We start from the raw sequence: 15,018 nt of genomic DNA on the forward strand, positions 1-15,018 counted from the left end.
GAAATTTTTTACAAACTGGTTCTTTCACTTTGTAAAATTTTACAAAAAGCAAAAATACTACATCCAACCTTATTGAAAAAATTAATTCTTATCAATTTTACTTTTTTTATTGGAATGCTGTAAAAACCATAGAGATATTACAAATATTTTTTATCAAATAGCAAAGGGAGTAAATTTTTCAAAGAATTTGATTTATAAATTTTGCCTTCACTTCCACCCATAAAAAAGATTTCAATATCATGTTCTTGCTTAATTTCATATTCTGCAATAGATTGCCTACATGCTCCACAAGGAGGAATAGGTTCTTCTAGTTCTCTATCACTTGGAGATGCTGAAATAAATAATTTTAAAACTTTTGCGTTTGGATAATTTGCTCCAGCATAAAAAATAGCTACCCTTTCTGCACACAATCCTGAAGGATATGCAGCATTTTCTTGATTTGAACCATGAACGACTTCTCCATTATCTAATAAAATTGTAGCACCTACATTAAATTTTGAATAAGGAGAATAAGCATTTTTTCTTGCTTTTATTGCTTGCATCATCAAAGCACTATCTTCTTGATTAAGTTCTTTTAATGATTCGTAAACAGAGAACGTTGTTGTAATTGTAATTTGCTTCATAAATAAGGAAAAAAAATCCAAATTCAATTAAGAATTTGGATGCTTTTATTTTTATATATTAATTTCTATAATTCATCATATTTATCTCCAAAATTGAATGTTAGAGAAAAACGTAATGTGTTTTCTAATGGGTTTCTAACTTTTGATGCTGAGAATAAATAAGAAACATCAATTTTCATAACGTTATATTTAAAACCAGCTCCTAGAGTAAAATATTTTCTTGCTCCTTTTGTTTCACTTTCATGAAAATACCCTGTTCTTAATGAAAAGGAATCTTGATACCAATATTCAGCACCTAATGCATAAGTAAATTCTTTTAATTCTTCTGAAAAACCATCTGGTGCATCTCCAAAGGATTTAAAAAGACCACTTACCCAGCCTGTTTTTTTATAATCTAATATCGCATTACTATTTGCTACTTGAACATCTGCGTCATCAATAGTACCATCATTATTTAAATCTTCATTTACCTCAGTAATTCTAGAAGGAGGAGTTGGCACTAATAATTTTGTTACTTCCGCAGAAACTCCAATTTTATTATATTCATCAAAAATAAAATCGAAACCAGCGCCTAAACGTAAATTAGAAGGCAAAAAGTTTGAATTTTCATCTAAATTATCATTATCATAATTGATTTTTGGTCCTAAATTTTGAAAATTGAATCCCGCTCTCCATCTACCATTAAAATCATCAAATGCTAATTCTTCAGATTGATAATACCCTGCAACATCAACTGCAAATGTAGAAGCAGCAGAAGCATCATTATTATCTGTAGCAATTTTAAGGTTTGATCTTATAAATCTTCCTGCAACTGCCATTGAAAAACGTTCACTTAGTTTAAGCGAATAAGAACCATCTAACGCAAATTCATTTGGACTTACCGTATTCAATAAATCACCTTGCGCATTTGTTAATTGAATATCTCCTAATCCAAAATAACGTAAAGAACCTGCAAAAGCACTTCTTTCGTTAATTCTATTATAATAGGTAACTTGACCTAATGAAATGTCATTTGCGATACTTGTCAAATATGGTGTATAACTCAATGAAAATCCTTGTTTTTCTAAAGAAAAGGCATATTTTGCTGGATTATGTTGTTGTGAATACGCATCTGCTGACGTAGCCACACCCATATCTCCCATTCCTGCTGATCTTGCATCTGCTGCAATCAATAAAAATGGAACTCCAGTAGTAATAACCCTTTCTTGGGCTATAGTATAGTGACTCGTTAAAGCTATTAGTAGTAAAAATGCAATTTTTCTCATTCCTGACATTAAATTAATTAGACAAATATAATATTTTATTATAGTATTACAAGTTTCTCGTATTTTTCCGCTCGATTTCCATTATTTGCCGAACGCACAGTTAATTTATAAATATAAACTCCTTTTCCTATTTTATCACCAAAGTCATCTTTTCCGTCCCATTTTATTTCTCTACATAAGAAACCATCCGTGATTACTTGTTGATTTATTGTTTTTATTAGTTTTCCAGTAATAGTTAGAATTTGTACCTGAACATCTAAAGGTTCGAAAGGCCTATTATGTGTAAACCAAAATTCTGTATAGCTCACAAAAGGATTTGGATAATTCAATACTCTTTCTAATGTAAGGTTATCATCTCCACATACTGCATTAAATTGAATTTCTGTTGTAACAAGGTTGTTATAAACATCCCACGCTTTAAAAACTATTGTATGCAAACCTGGAGATAAATCTCTAAACTGATATCTAATTTTTCCTTTTGTAAAATCATCATTTTCTGTTTCGTAATAATCATTTAGTATATATGGATTTGATTCATCGCCATCTAAAATAGCCACTATATCATGTCCAATTCCACTTGCTGTATTAATTCCGTGCTCATCCTCAAGAAATGCTAATAATATAGGTGAACAATTTGAAATTCCTCCTGAAACAAATCCTTCATCATTCATATACAGTCTAACAGTAGGAGGTGTTTCGTCTGTTGGTGCATTAACATTAACACCACCTATAAGAATATCTCTACTATATCCAGCTTGATCTTCTAACATTGGATTATTACGTTTAGCATAAAAGCTAATTTTCCCATTTCCAACAGGTATTTTTATATCCTGAGGAACTACAAAGCTTAATTCAAAAATCCCATTATTTAATGACGCATTACCTCTAAAGATTGTTTCTCCGAGCGTTGTAAAATCCATTGTAATTAATTGTCCCGCACCATTAACTACTCCATTATTACCCAAAGTTGTTCTATTAACATCTTTATCAAAGATTTGAACTGCTAAATCTCCGTTATAATTTGTAATTACAGCGTCATTTTCATCAACTAAAGCACCTTTAATCTTCATTAAACTTAACGCTTGAAAGGTTCCAGTAAACGAAGCCACAGGTATATCATTTATTTCAGTAAGTACAACTTTAGGTTTTGGAACAGCTAATTTTAAAGCAGGATCACCAATATAAAAAACAACTCTTCTATTACTTGATGTTCCTGGTTGAAGTTTTACTTGCCTAAGAGCCTCTGCTATAGTCGGATAATCATCTGAACCGAAAGCATATAATTTCTCATTTAACAAATCATTCATCACCAAACCAGTTGTTACCCCTATTTCTCTTGTTGTAGCAATTGTACTTATTGCTCCTCCAGCAGGATTCCAATATAAATATTCTCCACCTGAAAACCTGTTTGGATCATCAAAACGAGTAAAATCGCAAGTTATTGTAATAAACAACGGATATCGGTAATGATTATTTAAATTTTGAGCATCTAGCTTTTCAAACAATCTCTCCCTTGCTAGAGACTCTTCATTTCCATGTCCTAAATAATTAAACACTAACGCTCCTAATTGCATTGCATCTAAAAAATCATTTTTAGCATCTGGATAACGTTCTCCTCCTGCTGCTACTTGCTGAATATAAGCATCTGTATGAATTTTCTTGACATTGACAAATGGTTTTGCCGCAACTAAATCATCTGCTAAAGCATTTAATGCAAATTGCAATTGTGAATCTCCTTGAGTATCTGCATCATCTGAATATACAACATAATTATTTCTCCATCTTCCATAAGACTCTTCTTTATGATATTCAATCACTTTATTTACCATTTCTTGAGCTTGAACTGATGATGATACTAACATTCTTCCAACTGCAATATCTATTCCATCAATACTATTAACCATTGGCCCTTCGTTATCATCCATTAGTCCATAAAAATCATCAGACATAAATGAAATAAACAAAGACATATTAGAAGAATTATTTACTTCATTAGCATTTGGGTTAAATCCATGAAAAACAGGAACAATATTTGTATTATTCACTACTCTATCTTTATAATCATAAGATGCATCTCCAAAAAGATTAAGATATTTAACTCTTTTATCGGGAGAAGAAGCATTCCAATAAACATATTTTACAAAATTCCGAATAGCGGCAACATCTTGTTTTCCAGAACTAAATTCTTGATAAATTGTTTCTAATGGAACAACTTTAACAATCAAATTGGAATAATTCCTATGAAAATTTGCTAAAGTTTCAGCTTGACTAACCAATGATGATGGCGTGATTATTAAATAATCTATATCTTGAAAAACTCCTTGATTATCATTAAATATAGTGCCCTTTAAATTTTGGTTTAAAACTTGAGAGCTTGATTCTTTAGATGGTCTATAATAATCGCTTGCATCAACTCCAATATATTTTTTCTCAAAACCAAGCGTAACCTTAAAAGAAAAATTAGATTGTCCGTTATTTGAATATTTTTTAACATTAAAAATATCTGTTACATCCCAAACTTGGGTAATACCAGAAGCGTTAGCAATTTGATATTCTCCAACTCCAATATTATTAGATTCTTGATTGTTAAAAAAGAAAAACTGCTTTCCATAGCCTTGAAGATTTCGTTTTGCTTTCAACATAATAAAATCTAAATACCCATTTGAAGATGGAACACCTCCATTATTATATTTCAAACCAATAGAAACACTTGAAGAAACTGCATTAAAATTAGCATTTAAAATATTTTCATAACCTAATGCTCCTCCAGTAGCTATTTGAAAAGGGACATTACCCAAAACTTGGTTATTCGCTTTTACACTAAAAGAAGCAGATCCAAATGATTTAGAAGCCAAATTAACCTTAATTGCAACTGGAACACTTACATCTATATTAGGAATTTCAAAATCAAAAACTTGATCATCATCAATATTAAACTGTTCTCCAAACCACCTTCTTCCTACTTTCCCAACATTAACCAAGTCTCTTTCATGAATAATTATATCATCAAATTTTGAGAAACTAAAATCGGGAGCACCAACAGGCTCTAATGCATTCTGAATTCTTTTTCCTTGACCGCCTGAAGAAGTTACATAATAATAGGATTTATCAGCAAATAAATTATTTTTAGTCAAACTTTCTTTATTCCATGTATCAACCCCTTCAGCATAAAACAATATATAATCTGAATCATTAAAAACACCATCATCTTCTCCTATAAATTGAATAGCATTTTCTTCCAAATCTATTGGATATGACGCACTATTCAATAAAGGTAACATTCTCCCTCCATTACCATAAATCTTAATATTTCTTGGATCAACATTAACATCAAGCCCTAGACTTTGTAAAAACGTTTTAGAAACTATATAGACTCCTGATTTTTCTACATAAAAACGATACCAATTCCCAGAAGAAAGCACCGAATTTTCAACACTTTGCACACCAAAAAGACTATTACCCCCTTTATTTAAATTAGAATTCTTAAAATTATAGCTATAAGATAATGAAATTATTTTCTTATAGCCATTCCCTTCCTTTATTATAGGCGAAAAACTGAATAAAGACACATATTGACCTCTTGCAATAACAGATTCAATTTCAGCTTTTATTGAAGTTGGTATTTTATTTTTATCAAGATTTAAAAGTTCTTCTTCTGAAATAGATTTATAACTTATATTTGAAATTTGTAAAGAATTTTCATCAATTAAACTCGTAACAAACTCTTCTTTTTTATACAAAAGAGACCTTGAAGCAACATTTAAATTATAAAATTCTCCCTTAAAACTTGGATATTTAACAGTGAAATCCTGCTCTTCAAACGAAACACTTCCTTCCCATTGAATAGCTATACTTTGCTGATTCTGAGAGAAAATAAGTAATCCAAGTAAAAGAAATATAAATACAGCTATTTTTTTCATTATGTATAAAACGTAATATATTTTTTAATATTACAAATAGAAAAAAATATTTATCATATTCCTATTATTTATAATAAAAAATAAATTTATACGTTAGTATATAGACAGTTTTAACAAAAAATTATTTTTTTTTTACATTTTTTTAAAAACATGTTGCAATTTAACACATAATTGCTATCTTGCGACTCAAATTTATACACCTACTAGAGTATGAAAATTAAGAAAATTATGACAATGAAAGCTTTATTGATATTATCAATAGCTATAGGTTTTACCAGTTGTAGCAAAAGTTCTGGGACTAAAGGTGGTTCTAGAGCAACTGGATGGAAAATCAATGACAAGAATGGTGGATTTCAACACAATTCTAAATTCTCAAAACAAGAAACTCCTCCAGGAATGGTTCCTGTAGAAGGAGGAACTTTTACAATGGGAAAAGTACAGGATGATGTAATGCATGATTGGAACAATGCTCCTAGTCAACAGCATGTGCAATCATTTTTCATGGATGAAACCGAAGTAACTAATTTAATGTACACAGAATATTTATTCTGGTTAAAAACGGTTTTCCCTCCAACAGAAGAAAATTACAAGAATATATACACAGGTGCAATTCCTGATACATTAGTATGGAGAAATCGTTTAGGTTATAACGAAACCATGACTAATAACTACTTAAGACACCCTGCTTATTCAGAATACCCAGTAGTGGGTGTTAACTGGATACAAGCTGTAGAATTTAGTAAGTGGAGAACAGACCGCGTTAATGAAAATATCTTAGAAAAAAATGGATATTTGAAAAAAGACGCAAAAATCAAATTAGGTACAGATGTAACTGCTGAGTCTTCATTCAACACTGAAACATATCTTGCTGCCCCAACACAAACTTTTGGTGGAAACGAAGACATTGTTTACAAAAGAGAAATGAATGGTGGTAAAAAAGAAGTAGCTGACACAGCTAAAAATGTATATGCTCAAAGAAATTCTGGCTTAATATTACCTGAATACAGACTTCCAACAGAAGCTGAATGGGAATATGCAGCAATCGCACTAGTAGGAAGTAGAGAATTCAACATATATAAAGGACAAAAGAAATATCCTTGGAGTGGACAATATACTCGTTCAGGAAAAAGACAATTTAGAGGTGATCAATTAGCAAACTTTAAGCAAGGAAAAGGAGACTACGGAGGAATTGCTGGATGGAGTGATGATGGTGCTGATATTACTAATAAAGTAAAAAGTTACCCACCAAATGATTTTGGTTTATATGATATGGCTGGAAACGTAGCAGAATGGGTTGCTGATGTTTACAGACCAATGGTAGACGATGAAGCAAATGACTTCAACTACTATAGAGGAAATGTTTATATGAAAAACAAAATTGGTGAAGATGGATCTACAGAAATTGTAACTGCTGATAATATTACCTATGATACTTTAAGTAATGGTAGAATTATGGCTAGAAATTTACCAGGACAACTTGCACAAGTTCCTGTAGATGATAACGAAACATATTTAAGACAAAACTTCTCTACTTCTGATAATAGAAATTATAGAGATGGTGATAAACCTTCAACTCGTTATTTCAACTTTAACACTTCTGATGAAGAAGAAGGAGAGAAAAAAGACGATAAAACAAGAATGTATGAATCACCAAAGCATTCAATATCTGTTGATAGCGCTGGTCAAATTATCAAAAAATATGACAAGTCTGACAAAAGAACAACATTAGTAAATGACGATGTAAGAGTTTACAAAGGTGGTTCTTGGAGAGATAGAGCATATTGGTTAGACCCAGCTTCAAGAAGATATTTCCCTCAAGATATGGCTACTGATTATATTGGATTTAGAAATGCAATGTCAAAAGTAGGTCCTAAGTCAAATAAAAAGACTCCTAGAGGTAATCCTAAATTCTAAAAAAATATTTATTTTTTATAAAAAAGCCCTTTTTAAGAAAAGGGCTTTTTTATTATCTTCGCTATATGAATATTAAAGACATCTACTCTAAATTTCTTGATTGTAATTCTATTACAACTGATACAAGAAAAATTGAACAAGGAAACTTATTTTTTGCTCTAACGGGTGAAAAATTTAATGCAAATACTTTTGCTAAACAAGCATTAGAGAAAGGTGCAAAATATGTTATCATAGATGACAAAAACTACTTTATAGACAACAGAACAATCCTTGTCGATGACACTCTTAAAACACTACAAGAATTAGCTAATTATCATAGAAGACAATTAAAACTAAAAATTATCTCCTTAACAGGAAGTAATGGAAAAACAACAACCAAAGAATTAATTCATGCTGTTTTATCCAAAAAATATCAAACCAAAGCAACTATTGGTAATCTTAACAATCATATTGGAGTACCATTAACCTTATTGTCTTTTACTAAAGAAACAGAAGTAGGAGTTGTAGAAATGGGTGCTAATCATCAAAAGGAAATTGAATTTTTATGTAATATCGCGGAACCTGATTTTGGATATATTACAAATTTTGGAAAAGCACATTTAGAAGGATTTGGTGGAATTGAAGGTGTCATAAAAGGAAAAAGCGAATTATATAATTATTTGCATGAAAATGAAAAAATAGCTTTCGTAAATCTTGATGACGAACTTCAATCTTCTAAAACAGAAAAAATTACTAGATATACTTTTTCTCAAAACTATAATAGTGATATTAAAATAAAAAGCATTGAAGCTAATCCAATGGTAAATATTGAGTATGATTCTATTAATATACATTCAAATTTAATAGGAATTTACAATGCTAACAACATCAATGCCGCTATAACAATTGGTAATTATTTTAGCATAGACAATTTACTGATAAAAGAAGCCATAGAGAGTTACATTCCAACAAATAATCGATCACAATTAATCAAAAAAAATGATAACGAAATCATTTTAGATGCATATAATGCAAATCCAAGCAGCATGAGTGCTGCAATTACAAATTTCTTACAATTAGACAAAGAAGATAAAATACTAATTCTAGGAGACATGTTTGAATTAGGAAATGAAAGTGAAAGTGAACATAAAAAAATCATAGAATCTTTAATTGGAAAAGAATTAAAATGTTATTTCATAGGTAATGATTTCTATAAAAATAAAATTGGAGATAGTAATTTTGATTTTTTTGATAATTATGAAAATTTCTCAAAGTCATTTGAGAGGACTCTATTTCAAAACCATTTAATACTTATAAAAGGATCGAGAGGAATGGCTTTAGAAAGAGTTTTAGAACTACTTTAATTTTTATTGACTAGTTTAAAGGTATTTTTATTAAAGCTTCAATATTCATTCTCAGATATTCAGAAGATTTCAAACCGCTTTCTTTAGAAAAAACATGTCCTTTTTTATAATAATGCACCATTGGTATTACATTAATATCATTATCCAAAAACAAATTGGAATCTCTTTCAATATCAATAGTGATAATTCTAATCATTTTAAATTCATCATGAATACTTTTTAATATTTTTTTCATTTTACGACAAGGATTACACCAATTTGCATAAAACAAAACAATTACTAATTCGTTATCTTTTAAAATAGTAAACAAATCATTATCACTAGTAATTTCAATCATTATATCGTTTTTAAGTTACAAAGATTGATTTTATATTTAAATTTATAATATTCCTTTTTACATAATTAATTGTCAATTTTTCATACAAAAGAAAAACATATGAATCCAAGTTTAAAACATTTTTACACTATTATTCTTAAAGATTTTAGGAAAACTCTCATATATTAAAAAACTTATAACAAATAAATATTCTAAAAATATTAAAACATAGCTTTCCTTAAAAGGAGTTTGACTATAAGCAAAGTAACTCAAGATTACAAAAAATGCCCAAATTATTGGAAATCGAAATTTTGTAAAAATGCAAAGAAGCATTAGATTAATTAAATACCACGGATGAATTGTAGTTGATATAAAAAAATAAAAAGACAATGCAATTAAACTATTCGTCAACATTTCTTTAGCATCAATATTTTTTTTATACAATGAATAGAATAGAATAATCAAAATTGAAACTACAGGTGTGATTTTTCCAATAATTCCAATAGTGTTATATCCTTTAATATAAAAACCTATTTCCCTGAATAAATAATAAAAGCTTGCATTAAATTCAAAATTAACAAACCACAATGCTATTGTTTCTGAATAATTTGCTATCAAATCTTTTGTTATAAAAGGTAAAAACAACAAAACATTTAATCCTATAATTATACTATAAAAAACTATACTTTTTTTAAGTTTTAATTTCTGAAAAAAGAATGGAAGCAGTAATAATGGCAATAATTTAGTAGCAATGGACAAACCTATTAAAACAGCACTAATTATCTCTCTTTCTAAAAAGAAAAAGTACAATCCCATAACAAAGAACAGCAACATCACTCCTTCAAAATGAAGGTTCCCTGTTAATTCAATTATAACTAATGGATTTAGAAAATATAAAAAGATTCGCTTTGGGTTTATTTTTAATATTCGCAATACTTTTTTGCCATAGTAATAAATTCCAACATCACTTAATAAAACAATTATCTTTAATATAAGTGCAGAAAAGAAGATAGACTTTGACGAAAGAATAGCGGCAATAACAAAAAGGATTTGATTTACAGGTGGATAATTTGAATAATGTTGAGCGCTTAAACTTCCCATTCCTTCAAACAATTCTTTTGATTGAGAAATAGTAACAGAATCTATAATATCTTGTGGTTTAAACGCATAAGGACTCATCTCTGACAAAATTAAGCGACCATCCCAAATGAATCGATAAAAATCTTGCGACCAAAAAGGCAAACAGAAAAGAAGTAAAAAACGGAGTAATAACCCAAGCCTGAAAAGTATTTTATCATCATATTCCATTTTATACTTATATATATAATAAAAGCATAAAAATGTAATCGTATATAATGATGCTAAATAGATAAAATTTTCTCTTGGCACAAAATATCCTAACCCAATGTAAGCTAAAATAGATAGAATTATTAAAAATAGTTTCTTATATTTTGCGACTAAATTATCCAATACTATGCGGATTTGAATGATTTAATAAACACATAGCCATAACCTATTAATAACATTAAATGAAAAGGAAATAATCCAAAATCATCTAAGACAAAAGCACTGTACATTCCAAATAAAAAATAGCACATTAGCAGTCCTTCTACAATAGTGTTTTTAGAGATTGCTTTAGAAAGATAAACATTCTCTCTCCATTTGTCTTTTAGAGCTTCAATATTAAATTTTGGTGTTCTAACAAACTCACTTTTTTTGCCAAATAATCCTTCTAAAACAGCTATTGAATTTTGAAAAGAAAATCCCATTGCAATAGAATAAAAAGTAAAAAACAATGAAACATATTTTAAAAAACTTTTTAAGCCACCACCACGTAAATTTTTAAATGTGTACCAATAACAAATAAAAAAAAGGATTGATGTAATAACAAAAAATGCCATTATATTAAAAAAAACATTTAATTGAGGATAATGATTTTTTATAAACAAGGCTGGAACACTTAAAACAGACATTGTGAAAATACACAAAAACATGGAGCTATTTAACAAATGTAATAATCCATGAAATTTTGTTTTTAATTTTATATTATGTGCTGCAATTACTTTTTGAGATATCTTTCGGAAATTTTCTGCTCCTCCTTTATTCCACCTAAACTGTTGCGAACGTGCAGCACTTAAAACGGCTGGTAATTCTGCTGGAGTTTCTATTTCTTCTAAATAAACGAATTCCCATTTTTTTAATTGTGCCCTATAACTTAAATCTAAATCTTCTGTTAATGTATCGCTTTGCCAATTTCCAGCATCAATAATACAGGTTTTTCTCCAAGCACCTGCTGTTCCATTAAAATTGATAAAATGTTGTTTTGAATTACGTCCAACTTGTTCTAATGTAAAGTGAGCATCTAAAGCAAATGCTTGTATTTTTGTAAGGATTGAAAAGTCTCTGTTGATATGTCCCCAACGTGTTTGCACAACACCTACTTTTTCATTTTTAAAATATGGGATTGTTTTTAATAACCAGTCTTGTTTGGGTATAAAATCAGCATCAAATATTACGATGAATTCTCCTTTTGCTATTTTCAACCCTTCTTTTAATGCTCCTGCTTTATATCCTACTCTATTTTGTCTTCTTATATGTTGAATGTCTAATCCTGTTTTCACATAATCTTCGACAAACTTTTTAGTTTGAATAACTGAATCGTCTGTAGAATCGTCTAAAACTTGAATTTCTAATTTATTCTTTGGATAATCTAACAACGAAATACTTTTCAACAATCTTTCTACTACATATTTTTCATTAAAAATAGGTAATTGAATTGTCACATAAGGTATTTCAGATTCTTTAGTAAAATCAAATTTTTCTCTGCTTTCATTTATATTTTTCTTCTTGTTCTTCAGATAATTCAATAACAAATTAAACTGAGCCAAACTATAGAAAAAAATTAAGATAATGGAAAGACTATAAAAAAATAATGTGATGTAAGAAAGTATTAAATATGTCATTACTTTTTAAAGGTATATTTTAGTATCCAACCTATTATTTTTACACCTGCCATTACTGTCCCTTTTACGGTTCCAGAAACTTTTGAAACCCCTATTCTGTTTTTATATCGAACGGGAATTTCCGTATAATTCAACTTTTGTTTCAATGCTTTTAATTGCATTTCAACTGTCCATCCATACGTTTTATCTTCCATTTGTAAAGCTACTAATTTTTCATATTTAATAGCCCTAAAAGGACCTAAATCTGAAAAATTAGCATTAAAAAAAAGTTTCATTAGAAATGTTGCTAACCAATTTCCAAAAACCTGTTGCGGTGTCATTGAGCCATTTTCTCTAAGTTTTTTAACCCTAGCTCCTATTACAAAGTCTATATTTTGATTTAAAATTGGATCAACAATTTTAATTAACTCTTCAGGATAATCAGAATAATCACCATCCAAAAAAACAACAATATCTACATTGTCTTCTGAGTTTTTTATATATTCTAATCCTTTTAAACATGCATAACCATATCCTTTTCGAGACTCAAACAATACAGTTGCTCCTGCTTCTTTTGCTACTTTTGAAGTTTGGTCTGTAGAATTATTATCTACTACTATAACTTCTGTAACAATTTCAGGAATTTCTTTTATAACATTAATAATTGCCTTTTCTTCATTATAGGCAGGTATAATTACTTTAATATTTTTCATTAAAAATTAGGGTTATCCCTTCTAAATTCGGCAATTGAATGCCATTCTTTAATTTTTTTCCCAACAGAATATTTTTCTGCTTTCACAACATCTCCATCTCTATATATTATTGAAAATCCATTTGGAACATTATTTTTATATTCTGTTTTCTTTAGTACTTCTCCATTTTTATCATAATAAATCCACCAATTCACTTTTTTATTATTTTCATAATGCCCTTCTTGTTTTGTATTCCCATTCTCATAATAATAAAACCAATACTTGCATTTTTTCCCATTATTCATCCATCCTTCTTCTTTCATTTTCCCATTAGAATAATAATTTTTCACATAATGTTGTTCTGTGTTTAAAGCAAATAGTAAAGTTATAATTAAAATAAAGGTTTTCATTGTTATTTAGTATTTAATAAATCTAATAGATTAACATCGTTACCTAATAAGATTTCGTTAGAATTAATTCTTCCTTTTTCGGAATCATTTTCTAGTTTTAATACTCCTCTTGGACAAACTGCGGAACAAACTCCACATCCTACACAAGAAGAGCGCACTATATTTTCACCTTTTTGAGCATACGATCTAACATCTATTCCCATTTCACAATATGTTGAACAATTTCCACAAGAAATACATTGTCCTCCATTTGTTGTAATTCTAAATCGAGAAAATAATCGTTGTTGTAGTCCTAAAATTGCTGCCATTGGACAACCAAAGCGACACCATACTCTATTTCCTAATATTGGATAAAATCCAACACCTATTACACCACTAAAAGCTGAACCTATTGCAAAACCATACCACTCACGCAATTTATAACTATCTAAAAAGAATATATTATGATTTCCTGAATAAAAATTCATTACTATTACTAATACCATAATGGCTAATAATGATCCTATTGTAAACTTTGCATCAGTATCTAAATCATTCTTTTTGAATTTGTATAACACAAAAGTGAAGACTCCTATAAAAGATACGATAAAGTAGATGAATTGGTTTTTAGAAATTAAATATTTTTCTGGATTATTATTTAAAAAAGTAAAAATAACAGCCACAGTCATTACAAAAGAAAATACCAAAATTAGATGAATTAGCCATCTTTCGAATTTCCATGCTGAGACTTTCTTACTTGATAATTGACGAAATGAATCTCCAGCCGTTTCAGCTAATCCTCCACAACCACAAACCCATGAACAATACCATCTTTTACCATAGAAATATGTTAGTATAGGTGAAATAATAAAAATCAAGGCTAATCCTGATAATAACATGAACATTCCCAGATTGCCTCCTTGTAACATATTGTTCACATGCCATTCATCAAAAAAGTAATAATTTAAAGGCCACATGTTTTTCAAATCTTTTGCATAATAAGCATCTGATGGATTCAGTTTTGCTAATATTTCTGGTAAAAGAAAAGCAAATCCTAATTGAAAAAATATTACAGAACCTGTTCTAAATAATTGATATTTATTATGCCTGTATTTATACATAAATTTAATTCCTAAACCTAGTATAGCAACACAATACAATGTTCCATAAACAAACCATTGACTTGCTACATTTCCGTTTAAAAAGAGGCTTAGTGGATCAAAAAACGCAACAATCCCTGTATTTGATGCTCCATTTTGCCCTAATCCTAAATATTCTGGAAACCAATATAAAAAAACATAGAATGCGGTTAAAATAATTCCTATTAACCAAGCTACTGTTCCTCTAAAACTTAAACTACTAAAAAACACTCCTGTATTACTTATTCCTTCAGGTCTATTAGCATATAAACCTTTTGCATATACAATACACCCAACAGTAATGCTTAGTAAAGAAAAAGTCAACCAAACTGAATTGTTTAAAGCTTCTATATTAAAAAAACTTAAAGCTAAAACTAGAAGTCCGGAGAAACCTAAAAACAATCCTATTTTTTGTAATCCATTAATTGATGTACTCGTTGCTGTAATTGCTAGATTTTGGGTAGATTTTTCCATA

11 protein-coding genes are annotated in these 15,018 nt (G+C 29.0%); 2 read left to right on the forward strand and 9 right to left on the reverse strand.

Features of this window, described 5'->3' with window-relative positions; translation table 11 throughout:
- Positions 1 to 137 precede the first annotated feature (137 nt).
- The 3 genes from cdd to porU form a co-directional block, all read right to left on the reverse strand.
- Positions 138 to 623, reverse strand: coding sequence for a cytidine deaminase (cdd, locus tag SY27_RS07315; RefSeq protein ID WP_045968721.1), 486 nt, complete (start codon positions 621 to 623; stop codon positions 138 to 140).
- A 65-nt stretch (positions 624 to 688) separates the two neighbouring features.
- A complete protein-coding gene (gene porV / locus SY27_RS07320) occupies positions 689 to 1,888 on the reverse strand; it encodes a type IX secretion system outer membrane channel protein PorV (protein WP_045969298.1) in 1,200 nt (399 codons plus the stop codon).
- Positions 1,889 to 1,926: 38 nt separating this feature from the next.
- A complete protein-coding gene (porU, locus tag SY27_RS07325; protein WP_045968723.1) occupies positions 1,927 to 5,808 on the reverse strand; it encodes a type IX secretion system sortase PorU in 3,882 nt (1,293 codons plus the stop codon).
- Between the two features lie 210 nt (positions 5,809 to 6,018).
- Between porU and gldJ the strand changes: the two genes are divergently transcribed.
- On the forward strand, positions 6,019 to 7,722 hold the full coding sequence (gene gldJ, locus SY27_RS07330) for a gliding motility lipoprotein GldJ (RefSeq protein ID WP_045968725.1): 1,704 nt from the start codon (positions 6,019 to 6,021) through the stop codon (positions 7,720 to 7,722).
- A 65-nt stretch (positions 7,723 to 7,787) separates the two neighbouring features.
- The gene (gene murF / locus SY27_RS07335) at positions 7,788 to 9,065 is read left to right on the forward strand and encodes a UDP-N-acetylmuramoyl-tripeptide--D-alanyl-D-alanine ligase (RefSeq protein ID WP_045968727.1); all 1,278 of its coding nucleotides are present in this window, start codon (positions 7,788 to 7,790) and stop codon (positions 9,063 to 9,065) included.
- 10 nt (positions 9,066 to 9,075) lie between these two features.
- Here murF and SY27_RS07340 read toward each other — a convergent pair whose 3' ends face one another.
- The 6 genes from SY27_RS07340 to SY27_RS07365 form a co-directional block, all read right to left on the reverse strand.
- Positions 9,076 to 9,402: a co-chaperone YbbN gene (locus SY27_RS07340; protein ID WP_045968730.1), complete on the reverse strand. Its 327-nt coding sequence runs from the start codon at positions 9,400 to 9,402 to the stop codon at positions 9,076 to 9,078.
- 111 nt (positions 9,403 to 9,513) lie between these two features.
- Positions 9,514 to 10,851, reverse strand: coding sequence for a polyprenol phosphomannose-dependent alpha 1,6 mannosyltransferase MptB (gene mptB, locus SY27_RS07345; protein ID WP_045968732.1), 1,338 nt, complete (start codon positions 10,849 to 10,851; stop codon positions 9,514 to 9,516).
- 2 nt (positions 10,852 to 10,853) lie between these two features.
- Positions 10,854 to 12,344: a cellulose synthase family protein gene (locus SY27_RS07350; protein WP_045968734.1), complete on the reverse strand. Its 1,491-nt coding sequence runs from the start codon at positions 12,342 to 12,344 to the stop codon at positions 10,854 to 10,856.
- Positions 12,344 to 13,036: a glycosyltransferase family 2 protein gene (locus SY27_RS07355; RefSeq protein WP_045968737.1), complete on the reverse strand. Its 693-nt coding sequence runs from the start codon at positions 13,034 to 13,036 to the stop codon at positions 12,344 to 12,346. The genes SY27_RS07350 and SY27_RS07355 overlap by 1 nt, the downstream gene beginning before the upstream one ends.
- Complete coding sequence (locus tag SY27_RS07360) at positions 13,036 to 13,425, reverse strand: toxin-antitoxin system YwqK family antitoxin (protein ID WP_045968740.1); 390 nt, start codon at positions 13,423 to 13,425, stop codon at positions 13,036 to 13,038. Before SY27_RS07360 ends, SY27_RS07355 begins: the two co-directional genes overlap by 1 nt.
- Positions 13,426 to 13,427: 2 nt before the next feature.
- Entirely contained in the window at positions 13,428 to 15,017 is a 1,590-nt protein-coding gene (locus tag SY27_RS07365) for a 4Fe-4S dicluster domain-containing protein (RefSeq protein WP_045969299.1), read from the reverse strand.
- Between the last annotated feature and the right edge of the window lies 1 nt (position 15,018).

Source organism: Flavobacterium sp. 316, from assembly GCF_000967805.1.
Classification (GTDB): Bacteria; Bacteroidota; Bacteroidia; order Flavobacteriales; family Flavobacteriaceae; genus Flavobacterium; species Flavobacterium sediminilitoris.

Coding starts and splice junctions, on each gene's coding strand:
- cdd (WP_045968721.1), bottom strand. CDS start 623: ATGAAGCAAATTACAATTACAACAACGTTCTCTGTTTACGAATCATTA.
- porV (WP_045969298.1), bottom strand. CDS start 1,888: ATGAGAAAAATTGCATTTTTACTACTAATAGCTTTAACGAGTCACTAT.
- porU (WP_045968723.1), bottom strand. CDS start 5,808: ATGAAAAAAATAGCTGTATTTATATTTCTTTTACTTGGATTACTTATT.
- gldJ (WP_045968725.1), top strand. CDS start 6,019: ATGAAAATTAAGAAAATTATGACAATGAAAGCTTTATTGATATTATCA.
- murF (WP_045968727.1), top strand. CDS start 7,788: ATGAATATTAAAGACATCTACTCTAAATTTCTTGATTGTAATTCTATT.
- SY27_RS07340 (WP_045968730.1), bottom strand. CDS start 9,402: ATGATTGAAATTACTAGTGATAATGATTTGTTTACTATTTTAAAAGAT.
- SY27_RS07350 (WP_045968734.1), bottom strand. CDS start 12,344: ATGACATATTTAATACTTTCTTACATCACATTATTTTTTTATAGTCTT.
- SY27_RS07355 (WP_045968737.1), bottom strand. CDS start 13,036: ATGAAAAATATTAAAGTAATTATACCTGCCTATAATGAAGAAAAGGCA.
- SY27_RS07360 (WP_045968740.1), bottom strand. CDS start 13,425: ATGAAAACCTTTATTTTAATTATAACTTTACTATTTGCTTTAAACACA.
- SY27_RS07365 (WP_045969299.1), bottom strand. CDS start 15,017: ATGGAAAAATCTACCCAAAATCTAGCAATTACAGCAACGAGTACATCA.